Below are 24,379 nucleotides of genomic sequence, written 5' to 3' on the forward strand. Positions count from 1 at the left end.
TCTGCCCACTGTAATATTAAGTAGACGCCGCGAGTAGCGTGTATCCGGTATGGAACTCACATGGTACGGCCATTCGACGTGGCACGTGACAGTCGACGACACCGAGTTGCTCATCGACCCGTTTTTCGATAACCCACACACAGACACCGACCCCGAGGAACTGGACCCGGACTACGTGTTGTTGACCCACGGCCACGCCGACCACATCGGCGACGTGGACCGCTACGAGGGCAGTGGGCTCGTGGCCACACCGGAGGTCGTGGAGTACTGCGAGGACAACTTTGGCGAGTTCGACGCCGTCGGCGGCATGGGGATGAACCTCGGCGGCACCGTCGAAATCGGCGACGCCTTCGTCACGATGCACCGCGCCGACCACACGAACGGCATGGATACCGGCTACGGCACCAGTGGCGGGATGCCGGGCGGATTCATCATCTCCGATACGAAGCCGACGCAGGTCAGCGACGCGGAGTCGACGACGTTCTACCACGCCGGCGACACCGGCCTCATGACGGAGATGCGCGACGTCATCGGCCCGTTCCTGGAACCGGACGCCGCAGCCGTCCCGGTCGGTGACCACTTCACGATGGGACCGATGCAGGCCGCCGTCGCCGTCGACTGGCTGGACGTCGACCACGCGTTCCCGATGCACTACGACACGTTCCCGCCCATCGAAATCGACACGCAGGACTTCGTGAACGAGGTCAAAGGCACCGGAAGCGACGCCGAGGTCCACGTCCTCGACGGCGACGAGACCTTCGAGCTCTAATCGGGTCGTTCCACGTCGGTCACGGTAAACCGCGCGCCGCCGTCCTCGCTGTCATCGACGGACAGCGACCAGCCGTGTTCTTTTGCGATCCGGTTAGCGATGTAGAGTCCGAACCCGCTGTTTTGTTTCTCCGACGCGTACCCCGCTTCGAACACCCGCTCCGGTGGCGAAATATCGACGCCAGGGCCATCGTCCGCGACGAAAAAGCCCGACGAGGTGGCACCGACGCGAATCGCAACGTCGGGCCCGCCGTGCTCAACGGCGTTCGAGAGCAGGATCTCGAGAAACAGGCGCATCGACTCTGCGTCCGCCAGCAGTCGCCTGTCGGATGTCACTTCGAGCGATGCCGCTTCGAGCGATAGCGAACTCCACACGTCCCAAACGACCGTCGAGAGCCACTGTTGTTCGGGCTCGAACGCTGGGGAATCGCTCGACGCCAGCGAGACGACTTTATCGACGATACTGGAGAGCCGCTCGATGGACTGCTCCACAGCGCCAATATGCTCGTCGTCGGCTTCGATCTGCGAGAGATGGCCGGTCGACACCTGGAGTTCGTTTCGGAGTTCGTGTGCGGCCAGCAGCGCCACCTTCCGGAGGCGTTCGTTCTGTTGTCTGAGGAGCCGTTCGCGCTCCTTCTGGTCGGTGATGTCCTGTGTCATACCGATGAGGCCGACTAGCTCGTCTGTCTCGTCGTACCAGGGGATCTTCGACGTTCGGAGGTGTTTCCCCATCGACGGCGAGAACTCGTGGACGTCGAGGATGTCGGTCCCGTCGTTGATGACCTGTAGGTCGTCACCGCGTGCTGCATCCAGATACGTCGCCCCGGCAGGAAGCCCGTCTTCGTCCCGACGGCCGAGCAGTTCCGGAGGTGCATACGACGAATCGTTGAGCAACAAATAGTGCCTGTCATCGTCTTTCACGTACAGGTGTTCGGAGTACCGTTCGAACATCGTGGCGAGAATCGTCTCCGGCCGGGATGCCGGTCGTGCGGCCATCGTCTCACGGTTTTCGAGTGCCGCACCGACTGCGGCTGCCAGTTCCGGCGACCCGAGATTGTCGTCAGCAACCGTCCGAATATGCTCTCCGCGGTCCGCCTCACTGCCGTACATTATAACGGGGAGGTTCGGATAGAGGCCGGTGGCCGCCTCTGCGATATGCCCGCCCGCCATGCCTCCACACGTCACCGGGACGACGAGGCAGTCAACCGCGGTACGTAGCAGCGTCGTATCGACGCATTCGGGCTTGGTTGTCTCGACTGTTGCGTCGATTGCTGCCTGTTCAAGTGCTGCCTGTAACTGCTCTCCGGCAGCAGTATCGACAGCGATGAGGAGGACGGTCGGCGGGGACATCAACACGCCCACGGTTTGTACTGTGATTGTAAATAGGTTTAGCAGTCATGATAAAGATAGAACAGGATACAACAGCGGGACGAGTCCCTACGACCAATACTGGCCAGCGCCGTCCGTAGTGGCCGATCGTTTTCTGTGGCGGCCCGCTAACTGGGCTGACTGGTCGCTATAGAGCACGCTCGTATCACGATGGCTGTCCCCAGATTAGGGAACTGTTCGGTGATCATCGACAGAAAGGGCCGTCAGCAGGACAGTCAATAGCCAATCATGATCCTCAGATGAAAGGATTCACAACATCCGAGTATCCGGACGGCCTATGGTCAGGTGTGTCCGAAACGTACGTGTGTGCCCGATGCCAGGAGGCCGTCGAGCGGGACTTCGAGGTTCGGTCGATCATCAGAACCTGCAGCGAGTGCGGCGAGAACGGACGGTTCCTCCACAGGTCGCTGGTCGAGTCGCTCTCTGCAATCGCCGCTGAGAACCGGCCGGACGGCTGGGACCAGATGACACTGGACGAGCGGTTCGAAGCGGCGCTGAAAGAGGGACTCATCACGGTCACACGGACGTGAGTCCGTACCGCCGCGCTGACGGCTCCGTTCCGCGCTGACGGCGACCTGATTTTGGCGGCGTGTGAATTACGGTAATGACGCCTGTAAGGCGATATCAGCGTCTCAGTCCCACTTCGCACCGGGGTTCGTCACTGCCCCGTTCGCCGCGGAGCCGAAGTCGCTGTGGTACTTCGCCAGCACGCCGCTGTCGTACGTCGGTTCTGGGTCGTAGTCTTCGAGGCGCTGCTCGATTTCGTCATCGGTGAGGTCGACCGACAGTTCGTGGTCGTCGATGTCGATGGTGATGGTGTCGCCGTCCTCCAGCGCGGCGATGGGGCCGCCGACGAACGCCTCGGGGGCGACGTGGCCGATAGAGAAGCCGCGGGTCGCGCCGGAGAAGCGGCCGTCGGTGAACAGTGCCACGTCCTCGGCGTGACCCTGGCCAGCGACGGCCGAGGTCACGCCAAGCATCTCGCGCATCCCGGGGCCGCCCTGTGGCCCCTCGTTGCGGATGCAGATCACGTCGCCGGACTCGACGTGGCCTTCCTGCACGTACTCCATCGCCCCTTCTTCCTGCTCGAACACGCGGACCGGTCCCTCGTGGTGGAGGTGGTCTTCGCCGGTGATCTTGATGACCGCGCCGTCGGGCGCGAGGTTGCCCGAGAGGATGCGGATCGCGCCGCGCTCGTGGATCGGGTCGTCGACAGTGTTGAGATAGTCCACATCGAGATCCTCGACCGTTGGCGGATCGATCTGTTCGAGTTCTTCCGCAATCGTGTTGCCCGTGACGGTGAGCGCGTCACCGTGGAGCAGGCCGGCGTCGTTCAGGGCCCGCAACACGACCGGGACACCGCCGACCTCGTGGAGGTCGTTCATGACCCGCTCGCCGCCGGGCTGGAGGTCGGCGATTTTGGGCGTCCGGGCGCTGATCTCGTTGAACGTCTCAATGTCGAGGTCGATGCCGGCCTCCGCCGCGAGCGCGAGCAGGTGGAGGACGGCGTTGGTCGAACCGCCGACCGCGACCTGCAGGGCGATGGCGTTCTCGAAGGACTCGCGGGTGAGGAAGTCCGAGGGGCTACGACGTTCCTGCACCACTTCGACGGCGAGTTCGCCGGCCCGGCGGGCTTCCTCGTAGCGTGATTCGTGTTCAGCCGGCGGGGAGGCCGACCCAAGCGGCGCGAAGCCGAGTGCCTCGGAAATAGAGGCCATCGTGTTGGCGGTGAACATCCCGCCACAGGAGCCCGCACCGGGGCAGGCGTGCCGTTCCATCTCGTCGAGTTCGCCCTCGCTCATCTCGCCGTCGGCGACCGCGCCGACGCCCTCGAAGACGTTCTGGATAGTGACCTCACGCCCGTCGTGCTCGCCGGGCATGATGGAGCCGCCGTAGAGGAAGACGCTCGGCAGGTCCGTCCGGATGGCGGCCATCATCATCCCGGGCATGTTCTTGTCACAGCCGCCGATGGTGACGATGCCGTCCATACGCTCGCCGAAGGTGACGAGTTCGACCGAGTCGGCGATTATCTCGCGGGAAATGAGCGACGCCTTCATCCCCTCAGTCCCCATCGAGATGGCGTCTGAGATGGTGATCGTCCCGAACTCTATCGGCATCCCTTCGGTATCGTCGATGCCGTCGTAGGCGGCGTCGGCCACGTCGTCGAGGTGGACGTTACACGGCGTGATATCGGCGGCGGGGTTCGCGATGCCGATCATCGGCGAGGAGAGGTCCTCGTCGTCGTAGCCCATCGCACGGAACATCGCGCGGTGGGGAGCCTTCTCGTAGCCTTCCGTCACCTCGGAACTCCGCAAGTCCGGGTCTTTCTCCGGACGTTCTTGCCGCTCCTGCTTGCTCATATTTGACCGAAGCCATGGGCAACCTTAAATAACTTGTACTCGCGGTACCGTCCCACATAGAAGCGCGGCGAAACCCACCGGTGACAGCAGGTTCTTTTCTGTCGGGGACTTCGGCCGCGATATGCCGACGGTCACGACCGCCGCGCGACTCCACTTCGGGTTTCAGAACCTCTCGCTCGCCCACGAGCGCCTTTACGGGGGCGTCGGGCTTGCCCTCGACGAGCCGCGGCTGACCGTCGAGGCGACACGGGCCGACACGGTGCAGTGCGACGACCCGGCAACCGAACCGTACGTTCAGCGAGTCGTCGACGCGCTTGACGTGCCCGGCGCTTCCGTCTCCGTCGAAGAGCGGTTCCCCCGACACGTCGGCCTCGGGAGCGGCACACAGCTCTCGCTGGCGACGCTCATCGCCGTCGTCCGGGCCCACGACCGGACCGCTGACGCACGCACGTACGCGCCGCAACTGGGACGGGGCGGCCGGAGCGGTATCGGCGTGGCCGCGTTCGAGTCGGGCGGGTTCATCGTCGACGGCGGCCACCCGACCGAGCGGTTCACAGCCGAGCCACCGGCCGAGGGCGACTGGGACGTGCCGCCGGTGCTGGCCCATCACGACGTACCCGCACACTGGCGCTTTGTCATCGTCGTTCCGGACACCGACCCCGGCCAGAGCGGGACCGCGGAAGACCAGAGTATGCGGCAGGCCGTCGAGCGCGCCGACCCCGGCATCGCCGACGAGATTTCGACGTTACTGACTCGCCGGGTTCTTCCTGCGATTGCGACCAGAGACCACGACGACTTCGGACAGGCCGCGGCGCGGCTGGGCCGACTCAACGGTGCGTGGTACGCCGACGAACAGGGCGGCGTCTATCGCCCGCCCGCCGGCGCACTCGTCGACTCGCTGGCGAACGCCCCCGTTATTTCAGGGGCCGGCCAGAGTTCTTGGGGGCCAACCGTCTGGGGACTGACGACAGCGGACTACGAATCGGAGGCTCGCGAAGCGGGCGTGCTGGCACTCGATGCGGCCGATGTTGACGGAACGGTCCGCGTCGTCGCGCCCCGGAATACCGGTGCGTCGCTGACTGAATAGGAGCCAAGCGGCGGGCCGTTCAGTACCAGTCGCCGGAACTAACGACGACTCTTGCAGCCGCCAGTGCGGTTATCCGTCTCGCCAGCAAACCTCCGTCGATGACTGCACTGTTCTCACCGTTAGAACTCCGCGAGACGACAGTCCCGAATCGCGTCATGGTTTCACCGATGTGCCAGTACTCCTGTGACGCCCGCGACGGCCTCGCCACCGACTGGCACCGCACCCACCTCGGCTCCCGTGCCGTCGGCGGTGCGGGGCTGGTCATGACCGAAGCGACCGCCGTCGAAGCTCGCGGCCGTATCTCGCCGGAGGACCTGGGTATCTGGAGCGACGAGCACGCGGCGGCACTGGAACCGATTACGGAGTTCATCAGCGAACAGGGCAGCGTCCCGGGCATTCAGCTGGCCCACGCTGGCCGGAAAGCCTCCATTGAACGACCGTGGGATGGGCACGACCCGCTCCAGCCCGACGACGGGGGCTGGGAAGTCGTCGGCCCGAGTGACGACCCGTGGCCGTACGAAGACGGCGAGGCCCCACCGACGACAGCGCTCGATCAGGACGGTATCGAGGCTGTCATCGATTCGTTCCGTGCCGCCGCCGAGCGCGCACTCGACGCCGGCTTCGAAGTCGCAGAGGTCCACACCGCTCATGGCTACCTCCTACATCAGTTCCTCTCACCGGTGACGAACCACCGCGAGGACGACTACGGCGGCGACTTCGAGGGCCGTACGCGGCTAACACGGGAGGTCACCGCTGCCGTCCGCGATGTCTGGCCCGACGACAAGCCGGTGTTCGTCCGTATCTCGGCGACTGACTGGCTCCCCGACCGCGACGCATGGACTGTCGAGGACTCCGTGCGCCTGTCGGACCGACTCGCCGATATCGGTGCGGACTTCATCGACGTGAGCGGCGGCGGCATCCACCCCAAATCCCGCCCCGATTACGCCGGCCCGAACTACCAGCTGCAGTACGCAGAGCGGATTCGAGAGGAAACCGAGTCGGATATCGCCGTCGGCGCTGTCGGCGGCATCACGACACCCGAACAGGCCGAGGCCGTCATCGCCAACGACCGGGCCGATATGGCTATCGTCGGCCGCGAACACCTCCGTGACCCGTACTTCACGATGACTGCTGCGAACGAACTCGACGCCACCGACGAAATCGAGGGGCCGCCACAGTACCGCCGGGCCTGGGGCTTCTGACTGCCCTACACCTTATCGAGGTCGAGGTCGACGGCGTACCAGTCGAGCACGAGCAAGAACACCGCGCCGACGGCACCAGCGGCGACGAACGCGATGAGCACGTCCGTCGAAAACCCCACTTTCTCTTGAACTTCCACGACGGGGGCGCGCAACGCGCCGACAACGAGCGCGACGAGAAACGCGAGCGTCGCCCGGCGGTTGTAATCGAGTGATCGACGGACGACGCGCGCGATGGTGAACAAGCCGACAAGCCCGCCGACAATGAACGTCACGACCGGCACGGCGGTCGTGGTCACGTCTTCGGTTGGGCCGCCAGTAACGAGCGCGATGAGCGCATCGACGAACTCGCTGAGGGCCGTCGACATCCGGGTGTACTGGCCGAGAATGATGAGCAACAGCGACCCCGAGATGCCGGGCAGGATCATCGCGCTGACGCCGACCATGCCGGCGAAAAAGACCAGTGCGAGACCGCCACCGTCTGCGGCGGATGTCGACACACCGGACACGAAGAACGCGATCAGAAAGCCGACGACACCGGCCCCGATCTGGAACGAGGAGTCGACTGTGAGACTTCGCAGTAGCACTATCGCTGAGGCGGCGATGAGTCCGAAGAAGAACCCAAAGAGGAGTGCCGGCGTTTCCTGGCTGGCGATGTGGACGATGCGCGTTACGATGACGACGGCGGTTGCGACGCCGGCGACCAGCGCGAGGAGGAACCAGATATCTATTTCGAGGAGTTCGGAAAACGCGCCACGGACATCGACACCGCCGTCAACGGGAGCGAGCGCGCGAAAGAACCGAACTATCCGGCCCGGGGTGACGGCGGTAATCGCGGCGATAAGTCGCTCGTAGACGCCAGCGATAAGCGCGATCGTGCCCCCGGAAACACCGGGGACGCCGTCCGCACTGCCCATACAGAGGCCGATGAGAAACGTTCGAATCCACGCACGAAGCGGTGGCACCGAGCCCCGAATCGTCGGCAGGTCGCTCGGGTCTCGGTCAGGATGGGTGGTCATCACTGAACGATTCCAGTATCACGCTGAAATCCCTTGTGGAGTCCCGTCCTGTCATGGAAGCATCACAACGGCGGAGTCGGGGCTGGACAGGCAGCCCGCGACAGTGTTAGCTCCGATGGGATAGCGTGAGCACGCCGTTCCTGAGTGTCTTGGCTGCGTCAGCAGCCGGCAGGTCGATGTCGAACTCCGTCTGGAGGTGCGGGGCGTCGACGGCAACGATCGCTTCCGTTCCGATTACGTCGACTGTCACGTGGTCGTCGCTCACCTGTAGCGACTCGAGGTCGACGGCGACCGTCCAGCCGTCGTCGTGGTCGGTGTGCGAGACGTGTAGCGGCGACCGCTCAGTTTGTGCGTCCATTCGTCACCCATGCGTATGTGTTACATACATAAAGCTCCACGTTCGGCGCGTGCCAAAGATAGCGGTGTGAGGCAATCAGGCACTCTGTGCTTATAACGCCGGGCCGAGATAGCCCCACGCCTGCAGTCTGTCCCCGTCGCCGTCGATCCACCGTTCGCCGATGTCGTCACGGTAGTAGCGGTTCGGGATGAGGATGTCATCAATGCGCTCGTACGCCTGCTCCCGCGCCCCCTGCATCGTCTCGCCCTTCCCCGTGACGACCAGCGGCATCCCGCTTTCGCCGGCGACCCGCCACTGCCCGTCGACCCGCTTTGCGTCCTCGATGTGGATGCCATCGCGGCTATCGGATTCGAAGACAACCGCGGCGTTGCGGGAGTTCTCGTCGTAAGTCTCCTCGTCGTCGAACGGGAACGGCGGGAGGACGACCCGAACCGCGACCTGATACCCACGATGGACCGCCAGTTCGGGGTCGCGCCCATTTGCCAGGTCGAGGAAGAACTGGCCCGTCTCTGACTCGAACGACTCCTCTTGTAGCGTGATTGTGGGGTACCCGAACCGCGGCGTAAATTCCAGCGGATAGATGCCATCCTCGTTGACGATGCAGTTGATGTCGATGCTGCCGACGTAGCCCTCGTCGGCGAGCCAGCCTTCCACCTTGCCGAGCGTCTCCGCGAACAGCTCGTTCCGGCCGGCCCAGAACATCGAAGTCCCCATCTCGCCGGTCGAGGGACCGATGTTGCCCGGGAACAGCTTCTTGTGCTCGAAGTTGAAGTTGATCGGTTCGACGAACGACTCGCCGTTGAAGAAGCCACAAACGGCGATTTCGACGCCCTCGACCTTTCGCTGCAGCTGGAAGCCTTTCATCCGGTGGCCCCACGCCTTCTTGTATGCCTTCAGCACGTCGACGATGTCGCTGCCGTCGTCCTCGTTGCCGACGTAGAGCAGTCGTTTGACGTTCTGGACTTCCCCCAGCGGTTTGATTACGTACGGAGCGGGATTTTCTTTGACGTGCTGGATGCCGGCGTCGAAGTCCTCGAAGACGTGATGCTCGATAGTGTTGACGCCGTGGTCTTCGAGGACCTCCATCGCGTAGCCGCGGTCCTCTTCGAGTGTGTCCGTGTTGGGTGTCCCGCCAACGACGGCGTGGCCTTCGGCCCGGAGTTCCTGTGCAATCTCGCCGGTGCCGATGTCGCTGCCGACCCAGATGTCGTCGAAGATGACGACATCGGCCCAGTCGAGGTCACTCCGCCAGTCGTCGGTTTTGGGGACGAACCCGTCGGCGATCTCCTGATCGCTGTCGGCCTCGATGTAATAGCGAACGTCGTGTCCCTCCTCGGTGACCTGCCACGCAATGTCGCCGATGAGCGCTGCGTCCAGCGAACAGAAGAGGAAGTTTGCCATGGCACGTCTGCGAGTGGGCACGGGGTAAAAGTTGTCTGTCCTGGCGGCCGCAAGTCATTGCTATCGCGATGGCAGCGAACCGGCCAGTCATGCCCGGCTGCTCGATACCCACTGATATATTTAAATAAACCCACTTCCGTAAGCCGAACCGTTTTAGTCCCCATCTGTAAATCCCCACATATGACACGCGACGAACTCGCGTCCGCGAGTGAACTGCTCGAATCGGCAGCCGAAGACACCGACAGCGGTGAGGCGAGCGAACGCCTCGCCGAACTCGCCGACCAACTCGATACCCTTGCGACCGCCGAACGCGGCCCGGACCACGGCCGGCTCGCCCGCATCCAGTCGGCGCTCAATGACCTGAGTAGCGGTGACGCAGAAGACGTGGCTGGCGCCATCGCGGACGCCGACGACGCGATCAACGAGTACCGGTCCGACCTCGAAGGGGTCTGAGGCGGCGCTCCTGCGCCAGCATAGCTTTCTGGTGACTTCTCGATACGTACAGACGGGCCTCGAACACGACAGGTCCCTATGACTCAGTCACGGTTTCCTCGTCAACCGGCTTGATTCGGTGTGTCGCGTCGTTGTGATCTTCCGGGGCTCGCAGATGGTACGTGACTTCACGCGGCTCCGTCTCGTCGACGTACGGTGTCTTACCTTCGCGCGTGATAGTATCTGTTTCTCCCGGCTTCAGTTCCCCATCAAACCGACCGACGGGCGCGTAGGCGACACGCGGGCCGGTTCGGTTGAGTGCGAGGACGTACCGACCCGCGGTGTCGCCCGTGTTCGTGACCGCTATCTCAAGCGTCGGCATGGCGGGCTCAGTAACACGCTCCGGTCCGTCGAGAGTCACGTCGAATGACGGTAACGGCGCTTTGAGCCTGTTCTGAACTTCCTCCGGCGGCGTCCACTCCCCGCCCGGCCAGGACAGTCTGGCGTCGCTGGCTGAGCCGGTTGCCGGGAGATCGAAGACCAGCGGTCCACCGGTCTCGGTGAACTGCTTGCCCCATTCGCCGTCGCGATACAACCCGTTCCTCAACGTCTGTGGGCTGTACGTCGACCCGTCGAATCTGAGTGAGAACGCGGTGCGGTCTGTTCCCGAACCTTCGACAGCCGCTGTCAGCACGAGGAACTGGCCATCGGCTGACTGAACAGTGATCGAGTCGGTGCCGGGGACCACGGCGCCGGGCGTCACTGCGGCGTCCATGACTGTCACCGCCGATGGCGACCCAGTGTCGGCTTCGCTGACGCCTGGTGACGGCACTGGCGTCACTGTCCCGGTATCCTCGGTCTCTCCCTGACAGCCTGCACCGGTGATAGCCAGTCCGCAGAGCGCCAGAACGCGGCGGCGGTACATGGCTCTGCGTTACCCTGCCCCGGATAAATGCTTTCAGAACGCTCGGGTTCAGTTTTGACCGACTGTTTCCAGTTCGGCCCGGAATAGACCTGTCTCCTTGACTGGGAAGTCTGTGTCGCTGCGAAGGCAGGTGGTGTCAGATTAAATAACATCTTAATTAATGTTTGTGACTAACCAAAAGCTTTTGACAATTCCGTTGGTTTCAGTCAAACGTATATCAGGTTGGGGGATTGGGTGGCGGTACCTTCCCTACGTGGTGATATCAATGAGTAAATCAACGAACGGCCGAACGGCCCCCAAATCGATGCGTCACAAGCAAATACTCGACGTAGCGGCCGAGAACCCAGAGGCGTCCATCGCAGAGCTTGCGGCCGAAGTACCGAGCGCGACAGCAGAGTTGGTCGAGCGAGTTCTTGAAGAACACGGCGATCCGGCTGAGGCCGATGAGACCGAAACAGCCGACCAGTCACAGAGTGACCCGTCGACGGAGTCACAGTCGTATCCAGCCCCTGCGGACCTCTCGTCGACAGAACGTGAGACGATCCGCGCAATCCAGAAACACCCCACCGCGTCCCAACGAGACCTCGCGGAGAAGCTCGGCGTCACTGCCTCGACGGTGAGCAACCGCGTCAACGGGATCGACGGGTTCGACTGGGCGAACCGAGAAGCGTTCGCAAACGCCGTTTTCAGCGACGGAGAAGACGAATTTGCGACGATCTTGGACGAGGCAGAAACCCAGGCATCCGATACCCAATCGCCGGAGTCAACAGACAACCCCGACGGAGCCGACAGTGAAGCGTCAGGCCCTGATACTGCGCCCGCCGACGGCGATCGCTCGCCAACGGCGGTCGAGACAGCGGCCGGCGAAGTGAATACCACGCTGACTACGTTCCAGTCGACTGTCGAAGACCTCTCCGCACAGTTGGCCGAACTCGAAGGTCAGGTCGAAACCGTTGCTGACGGCGGCGGCTCTCCACAGCCGTTTCAGGACCCGGAGCTTGTCCACAAGGTCGTCCACGCGTGTATGGACTCCGACAAAATATCTGAAGAGGAAGAACTCCGGATTCTGGATTCGCTGCTCTAGTTGTACTCTCGCCAGCGGTGGCCACACTCCTGGCATTTGAAAAACCGCGTCGGCGGTTCGTCGGCTGACCCGGTCTGTTTGATCGTGTACCACGCTTTTCCGTGTCCGCATTCCTCACAGGTCACGTCGTCGGCCGTGGGCTTCCCCTCGAAGTTCGAGCCTTCTTCGGTCTCTATCAGTTCGTCGTCGCTCTGTTCGTCCGTGCTGACGAACGCCGCCGCGCGGTCCTCGTCTTTCGCGACCCGCGCGCCACAGGACTGACAGACCATCTCGTCACCATCGGCGTGCATCATCGAACCACAGTCGTCGCAGAACTGCATACACGCTCGTCGAACACCGAAACAAAAAGCCGTTACTGCTCGTCCTCGATTTCGTGTTGCTCGGCGACGACCGGACAGTCCAGCAGTCGGACCGTCTCCATGTCCAGAAACTCCATGATCTCAGTTCCCTCGTTCGTGCAGTGTGCGTTCGGCGGTGCAGAGAAGTGTTCACACTGCTCGCAGTAGCGGTGTTTCGATACCTCTGCGTAACGGCTCTCGGGCGCGGTTTCACGTTCGTCGTCCTCAGCGATTTCTGCCCACACTTTGTCGGCGTCGATGTGGTCGACGTCGACCCGCTCGAACGCGCTCTCGCCGCTCCCGAAGGGGTCCTCGCCGCGGTCGTCCATCCCCGAGAACGGGTCGTCCGGGTCGGGTGACGATCCGGAAAGGGGACTGTCCGATTCAGTCGCCGAATCCGAACGGAACTCTTCCGTGTCGACGGCCGAGAGCAGGTCGTCATCATCATCATCGGTTGCACCGGGACCCGTCTCGGACGCCTCGTCTGTCGATTCGTCGCTCGATTCGATGTCGGTCCAGCCATCGTCGGGCGGCTGGCGTGCGTCTGTCGAGTTGTCCGCGTCGTCAGGCCCCGCATCGAGGCGCTCAAATGGGTCGCCCTCGCGGTCGTCGCCGGAATCGAGTTCTTCGAAGGGGTCTCGTTCGTCGTCACTCATTGGTCTCGCCCGGTTCAAGCTGTGCTGCGGCCACCAGCCGCGCCTTTGAGCGGATAATGCCGCCCTCGGGTCGCACGTCTGACACTGTCGTATTGCAGTGCGGACACTGGGGTTCGGTCAGGAGCCCGATATCGACCTGCTCGTCACAGTTTGAACACCGTGCCGTCGAGATGTTCTCCTGTGCCGCGGCGCGTTTCAGCCGGTCGACCGCTTTCTGGTTCTGGTCCCGGCCGCCCTGATCCTCGCGGAGGTCGCTGACGACCCAGGCGACGCGAGTGAGTTTGTCTTCGACATCGTCGAGGCGGTCGTCGATGTCGTCGGCTCGCTCGTCCTGTGTTTCGAGCGAGTCGGTCACGTCACCTCGAAGCGCAGCGAGTTCCGTCTCTATCTTTTCAATCTCTTGTGAGAGTGCATCGATACGGTCGAACTCCTCGTGGCTGTGGTCGGCTGGCGCTTTCGCGTCGGCCTCCCGTTTGACCTGCACGACGCGTTCGCGGACGTCGTCGATCTTCGTCTGAAAGTCCGCTTCGAGCGCGTCGAACCGATCGGCAAGCTGGCGTTCCACCGTGTCGACAATATCAGGGAGATGGGAACTGACAGCGCTCTCGGTCGCCGCTTCGACTGAGCCGTTCAGCTTCTCGTCCACGGTCGCAGCGACGACGGCATCTAGTTCGTCCGCTGACGGCTGGAGCAGGTCATCTATCTCGTCGTCCGAGTCAGCTGCCGTCATATATGCGGCCAACAGTTGCTCCATGACGGCGTCGCGAGGCACGCCGAGCGTCTCGGCCTGCTCGGTCAGCCACTCGTCTAGATCTGCAGATAGCTCGACGTACACTCCCCCGTCATCAGTCGACTCGGAGGACATTACGACACCCTTGACGAACAAGACTGATAAGGGTTTACCGCCGATTTCAGATACCGAGAGTGGAAGCGACCACTCAGCACCGCTCTCGTTGTTCTCTGTCGACAGCTACTGCCAGTTGTCCCGCCGACTATCGCTATCGAATCTTGCGCACGTCGCTGATATCGAAGCCGGCCTCGCCAAGTTCCGTCTCGAACTGGACGATGTCCTCGTCCTCGATCTGTGAGAGGACGCCGCGGAACTGCTGGACCACGAGGGTCCGGGCCCGGGTGGAACCGCCGGATTCCCACGCGAACTCCATTGTGCCGTGGGAGGCATCGACGAGCTGTCCGTGTTGTACCGACGACAGCGTCTCTGGATTGACGTGTAAGAGGATGAGGCCACCCCACTGGTGGGCCGCCTTCTGGATCCCCTGAACGAGCGAGCTGATGTCCGACCAGCTGACTTCCTCGTCCGTCGCGCTGACGAGGTCCGACAGCGAGTCGATGACGACAAGGTTGCCTGCCGACACCTCGTTCAGAACCATGCCCAGCGTCCCGAGCAGGTCTTCTCGCTCGTGACGCGCCCGGAGGTCGGTAATCGACGCGGTTTCGCTGGCGTACCAGTCCCGTGGCACCGGACTGATGTGGAAGTACCGCTCCGAGAGGTCGTGAAACTCGACCGCCCCGCTCCCTTTGTCGACCACGTCGTCGTCCATCGCCAGCCGCATCTCGCTGACCAGTTGCGACTCGTTCGCGGTAAATGAGATGTAATGAACTTCTTCTGGGGCGACGGCGTCGGCCGAGAGGTCGCCGTAGTAGAGGTCGTGCAGCTCGCCGTCTACCTTCCCGAGCCCGTTGATGAGTGCGCTCGTATGCATGAACTCCCGGGAGCCAGCGCCGGCCTCGCCGGAGAGCAGGACGACGCTCCCGGCGGGCGCTCCACCGTTGATGATGGAGTCGAGCTGGCGGATTCCGAACGGGATTCGATCCATACGTCCACCTACCTACGCGGTTGCTTAAACGCTTGGCCTGTCTCGGCGGTCGTGCTCAGCGGAGCGACAGCGAGTCGCCAGGGCGTCACCGCCAGACGGCACGGCCGAGACGGGTTTCCGAGAGGTCGAAGTCGAAGCGGTCCGTCCAGAGGAGGCCGGCCCCCAGCAGCGCGGCCAGGCCGACAGGCATCCAGTTCGCGTAAAAGAGGTTGATACCGCCCCACAGCAGGACGAAGCTCACTAGATCATCGAGCATGAACGGACAGTCCCGGAGTCGCTGGCGGAGCCCTGCACGGTCGAACCCGAAGTCGAACAGCAGGACGGCGACCGAGCCCGACAGGAGCCAGCCGGCGTAGTTCTGCCACGGGACGCCGTAGAACTGCGGCATCTCGTAGATCCAGAAGCCGATGGCCACAGCACCCGGATCGAGCACGAGATCGACGAGCATGACCGTCGCCAGCGTCGCCAGCAGCCGAACCGCGGTTGACGCCGCCCTGTTGCCGAGCAATAGCAGGACGAGCAGGTAGGCGTTCAGGACCAGTGGGAAGAAGAAGACCGGGAGCCCGAACGGCACCTCACCGAGCAACATCGGGCCGAGATCGACACCGTAGCTAAATTCGCCGTAGGGCAACCCAGTCCTGACGCCGACGAGTTCGATGCCGTACGAGTAGAGCGTCAGCGCGACCAGCGCAAGTCCGGCACGGCGGTCCACGAGCGGGAAGACGCCGGCCGCCAGCGGAAGCCGCATCACGAACGTCCCGAACAGGACGAAGTAGGGGTTGAACGCGAGCGGATCGGGCAGGAGTCCCTCGGCACTCGCGAGCAGAGTCACCGCGCCGACGAGCGGGAAGACGACAGCGATGGTAAACCGGTTCTCGGTGACGAACTGGTCGAACTGCGCGGTCGCGTCGGTCCTTGTTTCCGGCAGCTGAACTCCCGCCAGTGTCCGGTCTTCGCCGCTACCCATACAGCATCACCCACAGCGCGATGAGCGTGAACACCATGCCGACGATGGTGTTGATCGCCGGATACCACCAGTACGCCTCGTCGATATCGACGCCGACGCCGAGAATTCCAAAGACGAGGCCGGGGTAGACGAGCAGTAGCAGGCCGAACACCCAGTGCGTGAAGTTGAACGCGAACGCGGCCATGAGCCAGCACATCACGCAGTAGTAGTAGGTGTTCGACTCGCCTAGGAACGTCGCGGTTGTCTGAATGCCGGCCTCGCGGTCGGGTTCGATGTCGGGAATTGCCGAGAAGGTGTGCATCCCCATCGCCCAGAGCCACGCGCCAACCACCGCCGTTGCTGGCGGGGCCACCCCTTCGATAGCGGCGTAGCCGATGACACCGGGCAGGATGTACAGGCCGTTCGAAATGGAGTCGAGGAACGGTGTCGTCTTGAACCGCAGCGGCGGAGCCGAGTACTCAACGGAGAGCCCAATCCAGGCGAGCAGGGCCACAACCCCGAGCGTCGGCAATCCGAGGATGAACAGTAACGCGAGCGCACCGCTGGCGACGACGATGGTTGTGACGGCGCTGTCCCCGCGGTAGCTGACCTCACGGCCCTCGTCTTTCTTGGGATTGTGTTCGTCGATGTCGGCGTCGAAGATGTCGTTGACGCCGTAGAGGAACACGTTTCCGGGGATGGTGAAGTACAGAAACAGCGCGATAGCCAGCGGCGAGAACAGCTCTCCCGGGCCGTCGGCCGCGTAGCTGACGCCGACGATGACCGGGCCACCGAGGTAGAGCCAGAACCGCGGCCGGGAGAGCCGCAACAGGTAGCCCACGAGCGTCTCCTCCGGCGGGATAACGGCGGTGAGACGGTCGGTCGGGAGTTCTGGCATTACTCAGGCGGTGTCTTCGATGAGCGCCTCTGCGGTGTGTTCGCCGCTGATGAGACACATCGGCACGCCGATGCCGGGTGTCGTGAACGACCCTGTGAAGTAGAGCCCGTCGACGGCCGACGAGCGGTTGTTGGGCCGCAGCAGGGCCGTTTGGCGGAGTGTGTGCGCCAGACCGAGGGCCGTGCCCTCCGTGGCGTTGTACCGCTCGCCGAAGTCGGAGACGGCGAACTGTTTCTCGTAGACGATACGGTCGCGCAGGTCGACGCCGGTGTTGTCGGCGATGTCGGCGAGTACCTTCTCGCGGTACTCTTCGCGGATCTCGTCGCCGTCGTGCAGGCCCGGCGCGATAGGGACCAGCACGAACAGGTTCGAGTGCCCGTCAGGGGCGACGCTGTCGTCAGTCTTCGAGGGCACACAGAGGTAGTACGCCGGGTCGTCGGGCCACGCCGGCTCCTCGAAGATGTCGTCGAAGTGGGGGTCCCAGTCCGTCGGCAGGATGAGCGTGTGGTGTTTCAGGGGCTCCACGTCGCCCTCGACGCCCATGTACATGAGGAAGGCCGACGGTGCATACGTCTTGTTCTCCCAGTAGTCGTCGTCGTACTGGCGCTCATGGTCAGGAAGGAGTTCCCGTTCGGCGTGGCCGTAGTCGGCGTTGACGACCACTTCGTCGGGGTGGGTCGTGTCGCCGTAGACTGTCTCCACGAGGAATCCATCCTTCCGCCGGGAAATCTCGTCGACTTCGGCGTCGGTCTCGTAGGTGACACCGAGTTCTTCGCCGAGTTCGACGAGGCCGTCGACGACTGCACCGACGCCGCCGTCGGGGTAGTAGACACCGAGGTTGAAGTCGACGTGGCTCATCATGTTGTACAGCGCTGGCGTCGTCCGGGGCGAGCCGCCGAGGAAGACGAGCGTGTACTGCATGATCTGCTGGAGCTTCGGGTGCTCGAAGTAGTCCTCGACGTGGCTCTGCATCGTGCCGATGAGCTGGAGGCCGACCGGCGCGGCGGTCATCACGTCGAGATCGACCCAGTCGCGAAGCTTCGAGCGGTCCTCGTAGACGAACTTGTTCATCGCCGTCTCGTAGTGACGTTCGCTGGTCGACAGATACTCCTCGAACGCCTCGCCCGCGCCGGGCTCGTACTCCTCGAACTTCTCTTGCATCTCGTCGTTGTCGCCGGTCACGTCGATCTGGTCGCCGTCCTTGAAGAAGATGCGGTAGTGCGGGTCGAGCCGCTGGAGGTCGTAGTAGTCGCGGGGCTCCTTGCCGAAGTACGCGAAGAAGCGCTCGAACACGTCGGGCATCAGGTACCACGACGGACCCATGTCGAACCGGAACCCGTCGACCTCCAGCCGGGACGCACGGCCCCCGAGCTGCTCGTTTTTCTCCAGTAGCGAGACGTTCGCACCTGCATCCGCAAGGTAGCACGCAGCGGAGAGCCCACCGATACCGCCACCGACAACGGTCACGTCTTCACCGGACAAGTCACTCATTACTAGTATTGAGGGGCTGGAACGTCAATAAATGAGCGGCCAAACTGCATCGGTATGGCACTCGTGGCCATATGTCGGGACACCGAGCGGCTCAGTGGGAGACGTATATGGGCATGGGGAACAGACTGACACGTATGGAACCTGACCTTGCAGCACTGGACGCATATCTCGATGACGCCGGCGTCGATGGCTACCTCCTTGACGCGGATTCCGAGGTGTCAGACCAGTACTATCTCTCGGGTTTCGACGCGCCGGACCCGTTCATCACGCTATACGATGGTGACACGCATCTCCTCTTCCCACGGAGTCTTGAGTTCGGTCGCGCAAAGCGCGAGTCGCGGGCCGAGACTGTCGAACGATACGTCGACTTCGACCATCAGCGGAAAGTCGAGGAGTACGGCCCGGACGAGGCGGTCTCGCACGTTCTCGCGGACTTCCTCGCGGCCTATGACGTAGACAGCGTGGCCGTGCCGCCGCGGTTCCCGCTCCGGACCGCGGACGGTCTGCGGGCACGCGGCGTTGACGTGACGGCGGACACCGACGGCATCGTCACGGAAATCCGGGCGACGAAAACCGAGACAGAAGTCGACCACATCCGGACGGCACAGCGGGCCAACGAAGCGGCGATGGCGGCGGCCGAATCGCTGCTCGAAGCGTCGACGATTGCTGCCGACGACACGCTCGAAGTCGACGGCGAGACGCTAACGAGCGAGCGAGTGAAAGAGGAGATTGAGGTGACGCTGCTCCGGCACGGCTGTTCACTGGACGAGACTATCGTCGCCTGCGGGGCGGACGCTGCGGACCCCCACGACCCCGGGAGCGGGCCGCTCGTCGCTCACGAGCCGGTTATCATCGACATCTTCCCGCAGGACAAGACGACGAAGTACCACGCCGACATGACGCGGACGTTCGTGAAAGGTGAACCAAGCGAGACGGTACGTGAGTGGTACGACCTCACTGAGCGCGCGATGGAAGCCGCGTTTGATGCATTGGAACCCGGCGCGACTGGTGAAGACGTCCACGACGCCGTGTGCGATGTGTACGAGGAGGCCGGCGAGCCGACGCTGCGTGATGACGAACGAACTGAGACAGGATTCATCCACAGCACTGGTCACGGCGTCGGGCTGGATGTCCACGAACTCCCACAGCTGTCACCGATTGGCGGCGAACTCGAACCGGGGCACATTGTCACTATCGAGCCCGGCCTCTACGACCCTGACGTCGGCGGTGTCAGAATTGAGGACATCGCCGTTGTGACCGCCGACGGCTACGAAAACCTGACCGAGTACGAGATCCAGTTCGTCGTCTAAGCTAGCCGAAGAGGCCCGAAAGTCGTAGCAGAAGTCTCATTTTGGCCATCGGTTCCAGATGTGCTATCTCTTATCAATACACTTGTTACCATGCACCAGTATTTTCCGCACCTTCATCATGAACATTTATTATGGATGGGTCGAAAGGTGGTGATACCCAATGCTTGTATCCGACGTACGCCCCGCACGCCGACCCGATACCGAACCGCCCACAAACCACAGACGACGGCCGACACGACCCCCAGGATGACAACACGAATCACGACCCCCCGAAACGACGACTCGTACCCGACAACCACGCTACCATTCGACGACGCGGACGACCAGTCCCGGTCCCGCCGCGCGCCGAAGATGTTCTCGCCGACCAATCACGCCACGATGGGCCAGTTCGACACCGAGGCCACGGACCCGCGCTGAACTGGGACATAACGCATATCCCGACGGCACGCTTCCGTCCCGATATGGCTGATTATACCACAGTATCGATCCCGAAGGACCTCGCGGAGCGCGTCGAAGAGACAATCGAAGGAACAAGTTTCTCCAGTACGTCCGACCTCGTTCGGTTCCTGCTCCGGAGTATCGTCGTCGAACACCAGCGGGAAGGAGAACTAACCGAAGCGCAGTTTCAGGATATCACTGACCAGTTGCGGGACCTGGGCTATCTGGAGTAGTTGGGTCGCTACTGCGGATACTTCTCGGGCGGCTCGATATCGAGAACCGTGACCTCCTGAACCTGTCCGGCTCTATCGAAGGCCCCGAAGGCGTCGATATCCCACGGCGGAATGCCGACGAAGACCACCTCGTGCAGGTCATCAGTCTTGCTGACTCCCATGTATCCGTCGGGATGGGAGACGAACCGGCCCTGCGTCTGGCCGGCCGGCGTCCCCAGATCGACGCCAAACACTGCATTCACTGAGGCCCCCGCTGACGGGAGATAAAAATCAGTGAATACCGGCGTCTCGTCCGGTAGATCCGCATCAGGAAGCTCCTCTGCAGGCGTGACGGCCAGCGAAATCGTCACGTCATCAGGTTCGGCCTCGCTGGCGAGCCGTAACAGCGTTTCGACGAGTCCGCGTGTGACGTAGACCACGCCATACATTCGCACGGCCCGGGTAAAACGGCGTCGTTTGACCCGATTTAGCCGAGCACGAGCGACTTGAGGTTCTTCGCGTACAGCCCCGGCGTCCGACCACGAGACCCGCGAAGCGCGTAGGCAATGGCCTCGGCGGCGTCTTCCATCACGCCCTCGCCGTGTCCGACTAAGACTCGCTCGGGATTGAGGCGGCTGAGCTTCTTGGGCGGGAACAGACGCAACATCGGATGGACGCCGAGGCGTTCGTCGCCCGCGAGGAAGTAGTCCGCCGCCCCGACCGCCTCGGGGACAACTAGCGTGTCATCTTCGTCGCCATACAGCGCGGCTTCTTGCCAGAATCCGTTGTTGATAATCTTGTGAACGCCGTAGTCCGTGCCCGGCAGTTGCTGGTGTATGCGTTCGACCGGTGCATCGATATCTTCTTCCACACCTGACATCCAGTCGGGGATATACACCGACGCGTCGTGTCGGTTCGCAACGGCGGCGCTGTCGCGTTTGTGCCGATCCAGCAGGATGATGACACCGGCGACCTCGCCGAACTCGGCAAACAGGTCGTCGATACCGTCGACGTCTATCGGGTCGACGACGAACACGCCGGCCTCCGTCTTGAGGACGTGGCTCGCCCGGACCATCATTTCGTCGGGGTACGGAATGTAGCTCACGCCGCGCTCCCAGCGATTCGTCTCCAGCCACTCCGTCGCTTCGTCCTGACCTTTCATTGGCATACGCTTCCGTACGAGCCTGACGGGAATAAATGGTCGAGAACGGGAAACACGCGTGCTGGGGTTGTTTCGCCCTCGAAACGGCGTCCACAGCGGCTTTGTCGGTGGCGGTCGAAGCGCCGATATGCTCTCATCGCCCGCGTGGCTCACGCTAGAGGTGAAGTATCCCGACCGTGCGACGGCGTTCTACGAGGCCTTTCTGGAACTCGACGTACTTTCAGAGGGGCCAGACGAGGCTGTGCTCGCGGCCGGCGACACAGAGATCAGACTCCGCGCGCCGGGGACGGTTCCGCGCGGTGGCCTCCACACACACTATGCGCTCACGATTCCCGAGCGGGAGTACGACGACTGGTACGACCGACTGGACGAGCGCTTCGACTTGGTCGAACACTCTTTCGGGGATGTGCGCTCGCTGTATTTTTACGATCCGCAGGGTAACTGTGTGGAACTCGGTGAGCGGGCGGTCGACGGCACTGGCGTCACGAGCCTGTTCGAACTCGTCCTCGAAGTCGAGGACCTCTCCTCGGCAGTGGAGTTCTACACTACCCTTGGGTTCGAACTAGTTGACGACGGCCGCGACGAAGGCCGGGTCAGGCTGTCGACCGGCGACCTCGATCTGGAACTGTGGTCACCACGGCTCGGCATTGCCGACGCCCGCGGCGGCGTCCACGTGGACTTCGGCGTCGTCGCCGACGACCCGAAATCGACGGCCAGGGAGGTCGCTGACGACGCCCTCTCGGTCACCTCCGTCGACGAGGGCGTGCGAATCCGGGATCCGGACGGCCACTACCTGACGCTGGTTTCTGCGTAAGCGGCCACCGTTCTCCGTGCCACCCGGAGAGGATATAATGACCTCCCCCTGTACTAGTAGCCGTATAGGCCCTTCATAGGTAGGTTCTTTTCGTATCGAGAGCCACGTTCGAGTCGAGGATGTCCCCGACTGACTCCCGGACTGAGAACGGTGTCCCTGCGAAGGCGACGCTGTTCTGTCCGGACTGTGGGCACCAAGGCAGGTACGACGGTGACTGGCTCGTGGTCCAACGGCGCGGTAGCACGCACTACCGGTGCCCGGAGTGCCATACCCAGATCACGACTCGACCGCGCCACACTGACAGTGGTTCACCCCAGTTCTTCGACACCTACTGGCAGGCGTGGAACCACGGCATTCGCGTGTGGCACGGACTGTTGCAGCGACTGCTCTCGCCGTGAGCAGTCTTGCTATATGTCGCCGGCTGAAATCGCTACGCCCGCGGTTTCGGCGGAGATCCCACAGAAATGTATGGCCCTGAGATGACCGCTCAGTGGATGCAGCCTGTTTTGCCGCTCAATCCAGCCGCTCAGAGTCGATGCTGACACCCGGCGGCGTTACAATCAGGAACCCACGGAAGTGCATCAGTTCGCCGCCGGCCTCCCGGACCGGTCGAGCGAATCCGGCGGCGAGTTCGTTCAGGTCGCCCTCGACGTTGAGAACCAGTACTGACCCGTTCTCGATAGTGGTGATCCACTGTTCGGGTGGCTCCGACCCGTCGAGGACACCAAGCACGACGCGGTTGCTGCCGGCCCCGTCACGGTCCTCGTCCATCTGGTCCTCCACGGCCTGCAGGTCAAGGCCCTCGAAATCACTCATGGACACACACACGCGCGGATGAAGCAAAAATCCTCCCCACCTGTCTGACGCGCGGCAGTCGCGCTGCCCGCAATACTGGGCTCATGGCCGTGTGCCATGTGCACGTACCACCGCCTTATGAACAAGTATAAATAGTGGAAGCATCCAGTTACGGGTGCTTATGTCCAACAACGAGGGCACGTCGGAATCTCCGGCGGATCGAGTTCTTCCAGGGCACACTGGATTCCACGTCTGAGATTACAGACGCACGGATTTTCGACACCACGCTGCGCGATGGTGAGCAGTCACCACGTACGTCGTTCAACTACGAGGACAAACGCGAGATAGCCGCGCTGCTCGACGAGATGGGCACCCACGTCATCGAGGCCGGGTTCCCCGTCAACTCCGATGCGGAGTTCGAGGCAGTGCGCGACATCGCCGAGTCCACGCGAGTGACGACCTGCGGACTGGCGCGTGTGGTCGAGAAAGACATCGAGGCGGCCTTGGATTCAGGTGTGGACATGGTCCACACCTTCGTCTCGACGTCGGACGTACAGTTGCAGGACTCCATGCACGCGACCCGTCAAGAGGCACTCGACACTGCCGTCGACTGTGTCGAGATGATCAAAGATGCGGGCGTCGAATGCATGTTCTCGCCGATGGACGCCACGAGGACTGACGAGGACTTCCTCGTCGAAGTCATCGAGGCTACGTCCGCGGCGGGGGCGGACTGGATCAACATTCCGGACACGTGTGGGGTCGCCACGCCGCGGCGGTTCTACGACCTCATCGAGATCGTCGACGACTGCACCGACGCCTACATCGACGTGCACACGCACGACGACTTCGGGCTGGCGTCGGCCAACGCTATCTCCGGCTTCGAGGCTGGAGCCAGCCAGGCGCAGGTGTCGGTCAACGGCATCGGCGAACGCGCCGGGAACGCGGCCTACGAAGAGGTCGTGATGGCGCTGGAGTCGCTCTACGACGTCGACACCGGAATCGACACCACCCGCATCACGGAGCTGTCACGGATCGTCGAGGAGAAGTCCGACATCGGGGTACCGGCGAACAAGCCCGTCGTCGGGCGCAACGCCTTCTCCCACGAGAGCGGCATCCACGCCGCCGGTGTCATCGAGAACTCCGACACGTTTGAGCCGGGCGTCATGACCCCCGAGATGGTCGGCGCCACGCGCGAACTCGTGCTCGGCAAGCACACCGGGGCTCACTCAGTCCGGGAACGGCTCGTCGACGCCGGATACGACCCGAGCGAGGCGGAGGTCCGCGAAGTGACTCGCCGCGTCAAGGAGTACGGCGCGGAGGAGCAAGTCACCATGTCGGTGCTTGAACGGTTCGCCGAGGAGATCGGCGTGACCGAGGAGAGCGAGGAGGTCCGGGCGTAGGCCGATGACCTCGCTTCCGGCCGTCACTACGAGTGAGCAGCCACCGGTGAGTACCCGGTGTC

General features: G+C 62.9%; 28 protein-coding genes. 12 read left to right on the plus strand and 16 right to left on the minus strand.

What is annotated here, in order from left to right; genetic code table 11:
- Window positions 1-49 precede the first annotated feature (49 nt).
- On the plus strand, window positions 50-769 hold the full coding sequence (locus tag IEY38_RS06360; RefSeq protein WP_188976304.1) for a metal-dependent hydrolase: 720 nt from the start codon (window positions 50-52) through the stop codon (window positions 767-769).
- On the opposite strand, the gene IEY38_RS06365 is transcribed toward IEY38_RS06360, so the two are convergent.
- Entirely contained in the window at window positions 766-2,118 is a 1,353-nt protein-coding gene (locus IEY38_RS06365; protein ID WP_188976306.1) for an ATP-binding protein, read from the minus strand. The genes IEY38_RS06360 and IEY38_RS06365 overlap by 4 nt on opposite strands.
- Window positions 2,119-2,444: 326 nt before the next feature.
- On the opposite strand from IEY38_RS06365, the gene IEY38_RS06370 reads away from it, so the two are divergent.
- Window positions 2,445-2,687 carry a hypothetical protein gene (locus tag IEY38_RS06370; RefSeq protein WP_005535231.1) on the plus strand — a complete coding sequence of 81 codons (243 nt, stop codon included), beginning with the start codon at window positions 2,445-2,447 and terminating at the stop codon, window positions 2,685-2,687.
- Between the two features lie 102 nt (window positions 2,688-2,789).
- Here the strand turns inward: IEY38_RS06370 and ilvD are convergent, their stop codons facing one another.
- On the minus strand, window positions 2,790-4,517 hold the full coding sequence (gene ilvD, locus IEY38_RS06375) for a dihydroxy-acid dehydratase (protein WP_188976307.1): 1,728 nt from the start codon (window positions 4,515-4,517) through the stop codon (window positions 2,790-2,792).
- Window positions 4,518-4,638: 121 nt separating this feature from the next.
- Between ilvD and IEY38_RS06380 the strand changes: the two genes are divergently transcribed.
- Both IEY38_RS06380 and IEY38_RS06385 read left to right on the plus strand, forming a co-directional pair.
- On the plus strand, window positions 4,639-5,604 hold the full coding sequence (locus IEY38_RS06380; protein ID WP_188976309.1) for a beta-ribofuranosylaminobenzene 5'-phosphate synthase family protein: 966 nt from the start codon (window positions 4,639-4,641) through the stop codon (window positions 5,602-5,604).
- 98 nt (window positions 5,605-5,702) lie between these two features.
- On the plus strand, window positions 5,703-6,806 hold the full coding sequence (locus IEY38_RS06385) for an NADH:flavin oxidoreductase/NADH oxidase (RefSeq protein WP_188976311.1): 1,104 nt from the start codon (window positions 5,703-5,705) through the stop codon (window positions 6,804-6,806).
- A gap of 5 nt (window positions 6,807-6,811) precedes the next feature.
- On the opposite strand, the gene IEY38_RS06390 is transcribed toward IEY38_RS06385, so the two are convergent.
- From IEY38_RS06390 to IEY38_RS06400, 3 genes are all read right to left on the minus strand, one after another.
- Window positions 6,812-7,822, minus strand: a complete 1,011-nt coding sequence (locus IEY38_RS06390) for a DUF368 domain-containing protein (protein ID WP_188976312.1) — start codon at window positions 7,820-7,822, stop codon at window positions 6,812-6,814.
- 106 nt (window positions 7,823-7,928) lie between these two features.
- On the minus strand, window positions 7,929-8,180 hold the full coding sequence (locus IEY38_RS06395) for a DUF7127 family protein (protein ID WP_188976315.1): 252 nt from the start codon (window positions 8,178-8,180) through the stop codon (window positions 7,929-7,931).
- Window positions 8,181-8,270: 90 nt separating this feature from the next.
- Window positions 8,271-9,581 (minus strand): phosphoribosylamine--glycine ligase, encoded by a 1,311-nt coding sequence (locus IEY38_RS06400; protein ID WP_188976317.1) that lies wholly within the window; start codon window positions 9,579-9,581, stop codon window positions 8,271-8,273.
- 180 nt (window positions 9,582-9,761) lie between these two features.
- Here IEY38_RS06400 and IEY38_RS06405 point away from each other — a divergent pair, with 180 nt between their 5' ends.
- A complete protein-coding gene (locus tag IEY38_RS06405) occupies window positions 9,762-10,034 on the plus strand; it encodes a DUF7553 family protein (protein ID WP_188976319.1) in 273 nt (90 codons plus the stop codon).
- A 76-nt stretch (window positions 10,035-10,110) separates the two neighbouring features.
- Here the strand turns inward: IEY38_RS06405 and IEY38_RS06410 are convergent, their stop codons facing one another.
- Window positions 10,111-10,938 carry a hypothetical protein gene (locus tag IEY38_RS06410; protein ID WP_188976321.1) on the minus strand — a complete coding sequence of 276 codons (828 nt, stop codon included), beginning with the start codon at window positions 10,936-10,938 and terminating at the stop codon, window positions 10,111-10,113.
- 304 nt (window positions 10,939-11,242) lie between these two features.
- Between IEY38_RS06410 and IEY38_RS06415 the strand changes: the two genes are divergently transcribed.
- Window positions 11,243-12,022 (plus strand): winged helix-turn-helix domain-containing protein, encoded by a 780-nt coding sequence (locus IEY38_RS06415; protein ID WP_188977328.1) that lies wholly within the window; start codon window positions 11,243-11,245, stop codon window positions 12,020-12,022.
- On the opposite strand, the gene IEY38_RS06420 is transcribed toward IEY38_RS06415, so the two are convergent.
- The 7 genes from IEY38_RS06420 to crtD all read right to left on the minus strand — a co-directional run bounded on the left by IEY38_RS06420 (window position 12,019) and on the right by crtD (window position 18,186).
- Window positions 12,019-12,342 carry a transcription factor S gene (locus IEY38_RS06420; RefSeq protein ID WP_004593290.1) on the minus strand — a complete coding sequence of 108 codons (324 nt, stop codon included), beginning with the start codon at window positions 12,340-12,342 and terminating at the stop codon, window positions 12,019-12,021. The genes IEY38_RS06415 and IEY38_RS06420 overlap by 4 nt on opposite strands.
- 32 nt (window positions 12,343-12,374) lie before the next feature.
- The gene (locus tag IEY38_RS06425; RefSeq protein WP_188976323.1) at window positions 12,375-13,016 is read right to left on the minus strand and encodes a hypothetical protein; all 642 of its coding nucleotides are present in this window, start codon (window positions 13,014-13,016) and stop codon (window positions 12,375-12,377) included.
- Window positions 13,009-13,881: a hypothetical protein gene (locus IEY38_RS06430; RefSeq protein WP_188976325.1), complete on the minus strand. Its 873-nt coding sequence runs from the start codon at window positions 13,879-13,881 to the stop codon at window positions 13,009-13,011. The genes IEY38_RS06425 and IEY38_RS06430 overlap by 8 nt, the downstream gene beginning before the upstream one ends.
- A 133-nt stretch (window positions 13,882-14,014) precedes the next feature.
- Window positions 14,015-14,851: an RAD55 family ATPase gene (locus IEY38_RS06435; RefSeq protein ID WP_188976327.1), complete on the minus strand. Its 837-nt coding sequence runs from the start codon at window positions 14,849-14,851 to the stop codon at window positions 14,015-14,017.
- Window positions 14,852-14,936: 85 nt separating this feature from the next.
- Window positions 14,937-15,818, minus strand: a complete 882-nt coding sequence (gene cruF / locus IEY38_RS06440) for a bisanhydrobacterioruberin hydratase (RefSeq protein WP_188976329.1) — start codon at window positions 15,816-15,818, stop codon at window positions 14,937-14,939.
- Window positions 15,811-16,695, minus strand: coding sequence for a prenyltransferase (locus IEY38_RS06445; protein ID WP_188976331.1), 885 nt, complete (start codon window positions 16,693-16,695; stop codon window positions 15,811-15,813). The genes cruF and IEY38_RS06445 overlap by 8 nt, the downstream gene beginning before the upstream one ends.
- Window positions 16,696-16,698: 3 nt before the next feature.
- Complete coding sequence (gene crtD, locus IEY38_RS06450; protein WP_188976333.1) at window positions 16,699-18,186, minus strand: carotenoid 3,4-desaturase; 1,488 nt, start codon at window positions 18,184-18,186, stop codon at window positions 16,699-16,701.
- A gap of 134 nt (window positions 18,187-18,320) precedes the next feature.
- Here crtD and IEY38_RS06455 point away from each other — a divergent pair, with 134 nt between their 5' ends.
- The 3 genes from IEY38_RS06455 to IEY38_RS06465 all read left to right on the plus strand — a co-directional run bounded on the left by IEY38_RS06455 (window position 18,321) and on the right by IEY38_RS06465 (window position 20,167).
- Complete coding sequence (locus IEY38_RS06455) at window positions 18,321-19,496, plus strand: M24 family metallopeptidase (protein WP_188976335.1); 1,176 nt, start codon at window positions 18,321-18,323, stop codon at window positions 19,494-19,496.
- A gap of 246 nt (window positions 19,497-19,742) precedes the next feature.
- Window positions 19,743-19,913, plus strand: coding sequence for a hypothetical protein (locus IEY38_RS06460; RefSeq protein WP_188976337.1), 171 nt, complete (start codon window positions 19,743-19,745; stop codon window positions 19,911-19,913).
- A gap of 44 nt (window positions 19,914-19,957) precedes the next feature.
- Window positions 19,958-20,167: a ribbon-helix-helix domain-containing protein gene (locus tag IEY38_RS06465; RefSeq protein ID WP_004593281.1), complete on the plus strand. Its 210-nt coding sequence runs from the start codon at window positions 19,958-19,960 to the stop codon at window positions 20,165-20,167.
- 8 nt (window positions 20,168-20,175) lie between these two features.
- Here IEY38_RS06465 and IEY38_RS06470 read toward each other — a convergent pair whose 3' ends face one another.
- Entirely contained in the window at window positions 20,176-20,586 is a 411-nt protein-coding gene (locus tag IEY38_RS06470) for a hypothetical protein (RefSeq protein ID WP_188976339.1), read from the minus strand.
- A 47-nt stretch (window positions 20,587-20,633) separates the two neighbouring features.
- On the minus strand, window positions 20,634-21,314 hold the full coding sequence (locus IEY38_RS06475; RefSeq protein ID WP_390182277.1) for a hypothetical protein: 681 nt from the start codon (window positions 21,312-21,314) through the stop codon (window positions 20,634-20,636).
- Between the two features lie 121 nt (window positions 21,315-21,435).
- Here IEY38_RS06475 and IEY38_RS06480 point away from each other — a divergent pair, with 121 nt between their 5' ends.
- Window positions 21,436-22,122, plus strand: a complete 687-nt coding sequence (locus tag IEY38_RS06480; protein ID WP_188976341.1) for a VOC family protein — start codon at window positions 21,436-21,438, stop codon at window positions 22,120-22,122.
- 119 nt (window positions 22,123-22,241) lie between these two features.
- On the plus strand, window positions 22,242-22,520 hold the full coding sequence (locus tag IEY38_RS06485) for a hypothetical protein (RefSeq protein WP_188976343.1): 279 nt from the start codon (window positions 22,242-22,244) through the stop codon (window positions 22,518-22,520).
- A 115-nt stretch (window positions 22,521-22,635) separates the two neighbouring features.
- Here IEY38_RS06485 and IEY38_RS06490 read toward each other — a convergent pair whose 3' ends face one another.
- Window positions 22,636-22,938 carry a DUF5779 family protein gene (locus IEY38_RS06490; protein ID WP_188976345.1) on the minus strand — a complete coding sequence of 101 codons (303 nt, stop codon included), beginning with the start codon at window positions 22,936-22,938 and terminating at the stop codon, window positions 22,636-22,638.
- Between the two features lie 134 nt (window positions 22,939-23,072).
- On the opposite strand from IEY38_RS06490, the gene IEY38_RS06495 reads away from it, so the two are divergent.
- Window positions 23,073-24,317: a LeuA family protein gene (locus IEY38_RS06495; RefSeq protein WP_004593274.1), complete on the plus strand. Its 1,245-nt coding sequence runs from the start codon at window positions 23,073-23,075 to the stop codon at window positions 24,315-24,317.
- The last annotated feature ends 62 nt before the right edge of the window (window positions 24,318-24,379 follow it).

It is taken from the genome of Haloarcula sebkhae (genome assembly GCF_014647415.1).
GTDB classification, from domain to species: domain Archaea; phylum Halobacteriota; class Halobacteria; order Halobacteriales; family Haloarculaceae; genus Haloarcula; species Haloarcula sebkhae.

Excerpts from the sequence above, each read along its gene's own strand:
- IEY38_RS06360 (WP_188976304.1), top strand. The coding sequence starts at position 50 with ATGGAACTCACATGGTACGGCCATTCGACGTGGCACGTGACAGTCGAC.
- IEY38_RS06365 (WP_188976306.1), bottom strand. The coding sequence starts at position 2,118 with ATGTCCCCGCCGACCGTCCTCCTCATCGCTGTCGATACTGCTGCCGGA.
- ilvD (WP_188976307.1), bottom strand. The coding sequence starts at position 4,517 with ATGAGCAAGCAGGAGCGGCAAGAACGTCCGGAGAAAGACCCGGACTTG.
- IEY38_RS06380 (WP_188976309.1), top strand. The coding sequence starts at position 4,639 with ATGCCGACGGTCACGACCGCCGCGCGACTCCACTTCGGGTTTCAGAAC.
- IEY38_RS06385 (WP_188976311.1), top strand. The coding sequence starts at position 5,703 with ATGACTGCACTGTTCTCACCGTTAGAACTCCGCGAGACGACAGTCCCG.
- IEY38_RS06390 (WP_188976312.1), bottom strand. The coding sequence starts at position 7,822 with ATGACCACCCATCCTGACCGAGACCCGAGCGACCTGCCGACGATTCGG.
- IEY38_RS06395 (WP_188976315.1), bottom strand. The coding sequence starts at position 8,180 with ATGGACGCACAAACTGAGCGGTCGCCGCTACACGTCTCGCACACCGAC.
- IEY38_RS06400 (WP_188976317.1), bottom strand. The coding sequence starts at position 9,581 with ATGGCAAACTTCCTCTTCTGTTCGCTGGACGCAGCGCTCATCGGCGAC.
- IEY38_RS06405 (WP_188976319.1), top strand. The coding sequence starts at position 9,762 with ATGACACGCGACGAACTCGCGTCCGCGAGTGAACTGCTCGAATCGGCA.
- IEY38_RS06410 (WP_188976321.1), bottom strand. The coding sequence starts at position 10,938 with ATGTACCGCCGCCGCGTTCTGGCGCTCTGCGGACTGGCTATCACCGGT.
- IEY38_RS06415 (WP_188977328.1), top strand. The coding sequence starts at position 11,243 with ATGCGTCACAAGCAAATACTCGACGTAGCGGCCGAGAACCCAGAGGCG.
- IEY38_RS06420 (WP_004593290.1), bottom strand. The coding sequence starts at position 12,342 with ATGCAGTTCTGCGACGACTGTGGTTCGATGATGCACGCCGATGGTGAC.
- IEY38_RS06425 (WP_188976323.1), bottom strand. The coding sequence starts at position 13,016 with ATGAGTGACGACGAACGAGACCCCTTCGAAGAACTCGATTCCGGCGAC.
- IEY38_RS06430 (WP_188976325.1), bottom strand. The coding sequence starts at position 13,881 with ATGTCCTCCGAGTCGACTGATGACGGGGGAGTGTACGTCGAGCTATCT.
- IEY38_RS06435 (WP_188976327.1), bottom strand. The coding sequence starts at position 14,851 with ATGGATCGAATCCCGTTCGGAATCCGCCAGCTCGACTCCATCATCAAC.
- cruF (WP_188976329.1), bottom strand. The coding sequence starts at position 15,818 with ATGGGTAGCGGCGAAGACCGGACACTGGCGGGAGTTCAGCTGCCGGAA.
- IEY38_RS06445 (WP_188976331.1), bottom strand. The coding sequence starts at position 16,695 with ATGCCAGAACTCCCGACCGACCGTCTCACCGCCGTTATCCCGCCGGAG.
- crtD (WP_188976333.1), bottom strand. The coding sequence starts at position 18,186 with ATGAGTGACTTGTCCGGTGAAGACGTGACCGTTGTCGGTGGCGGTATC.
- IEY38_RS06455 (WP_188976335.1), top strand. The coding sequence starts at position 18,321 with ATGGAACCTGACCTTGCAGCACTGGACGCATATCTCGATGACGCCGGC.
- IEY38_RS06460 (WP_188976337.1), top strand. The coding sequence starts at position 19,743 with ATGACAACACGAATCACGACCCCCCGAAACGACGACTCGTACCCGACA.
- IEY38_RS06465 (WP_004593281.1), top strand. The coding sequence starts at position 19,958 with ATGGCTGATTATACCACAGTATCGATCCCGAAGGACCTCGCGGAGCGC.
- IEY38_RS06475 (WP_390182277.1), bottom strand. The coding sequence starts at position 21,314 with ATGCCAATGAAAGGTCAGGACGAAGCGACGGAGTGGCTGGAGACGAAT.
- IEY38_RS06480 (WP_188976341.1), top strand. The coding sequence starts at position 21,436 with ATGCTCTCATCGCCCGCGTGGCTCACGCTAGAGGTGAAGTATCCCGAC.
- IEY38_RS06485 (WP_188976343.1), top strand. The coding sequence starts at position 22,242 with ATGTCCCCGACTGACTCCCGGACTGAGAACGGTGTCCCTGCGAAGGCG.
- IEY38_RS06490 (WP_188976345.1), bottom strand. The coding sequence starts at position 22,938 with ATGAGTGATTTCGAGGGCCTTGACCTGCAGGCCGTGGAGGACCAGATG.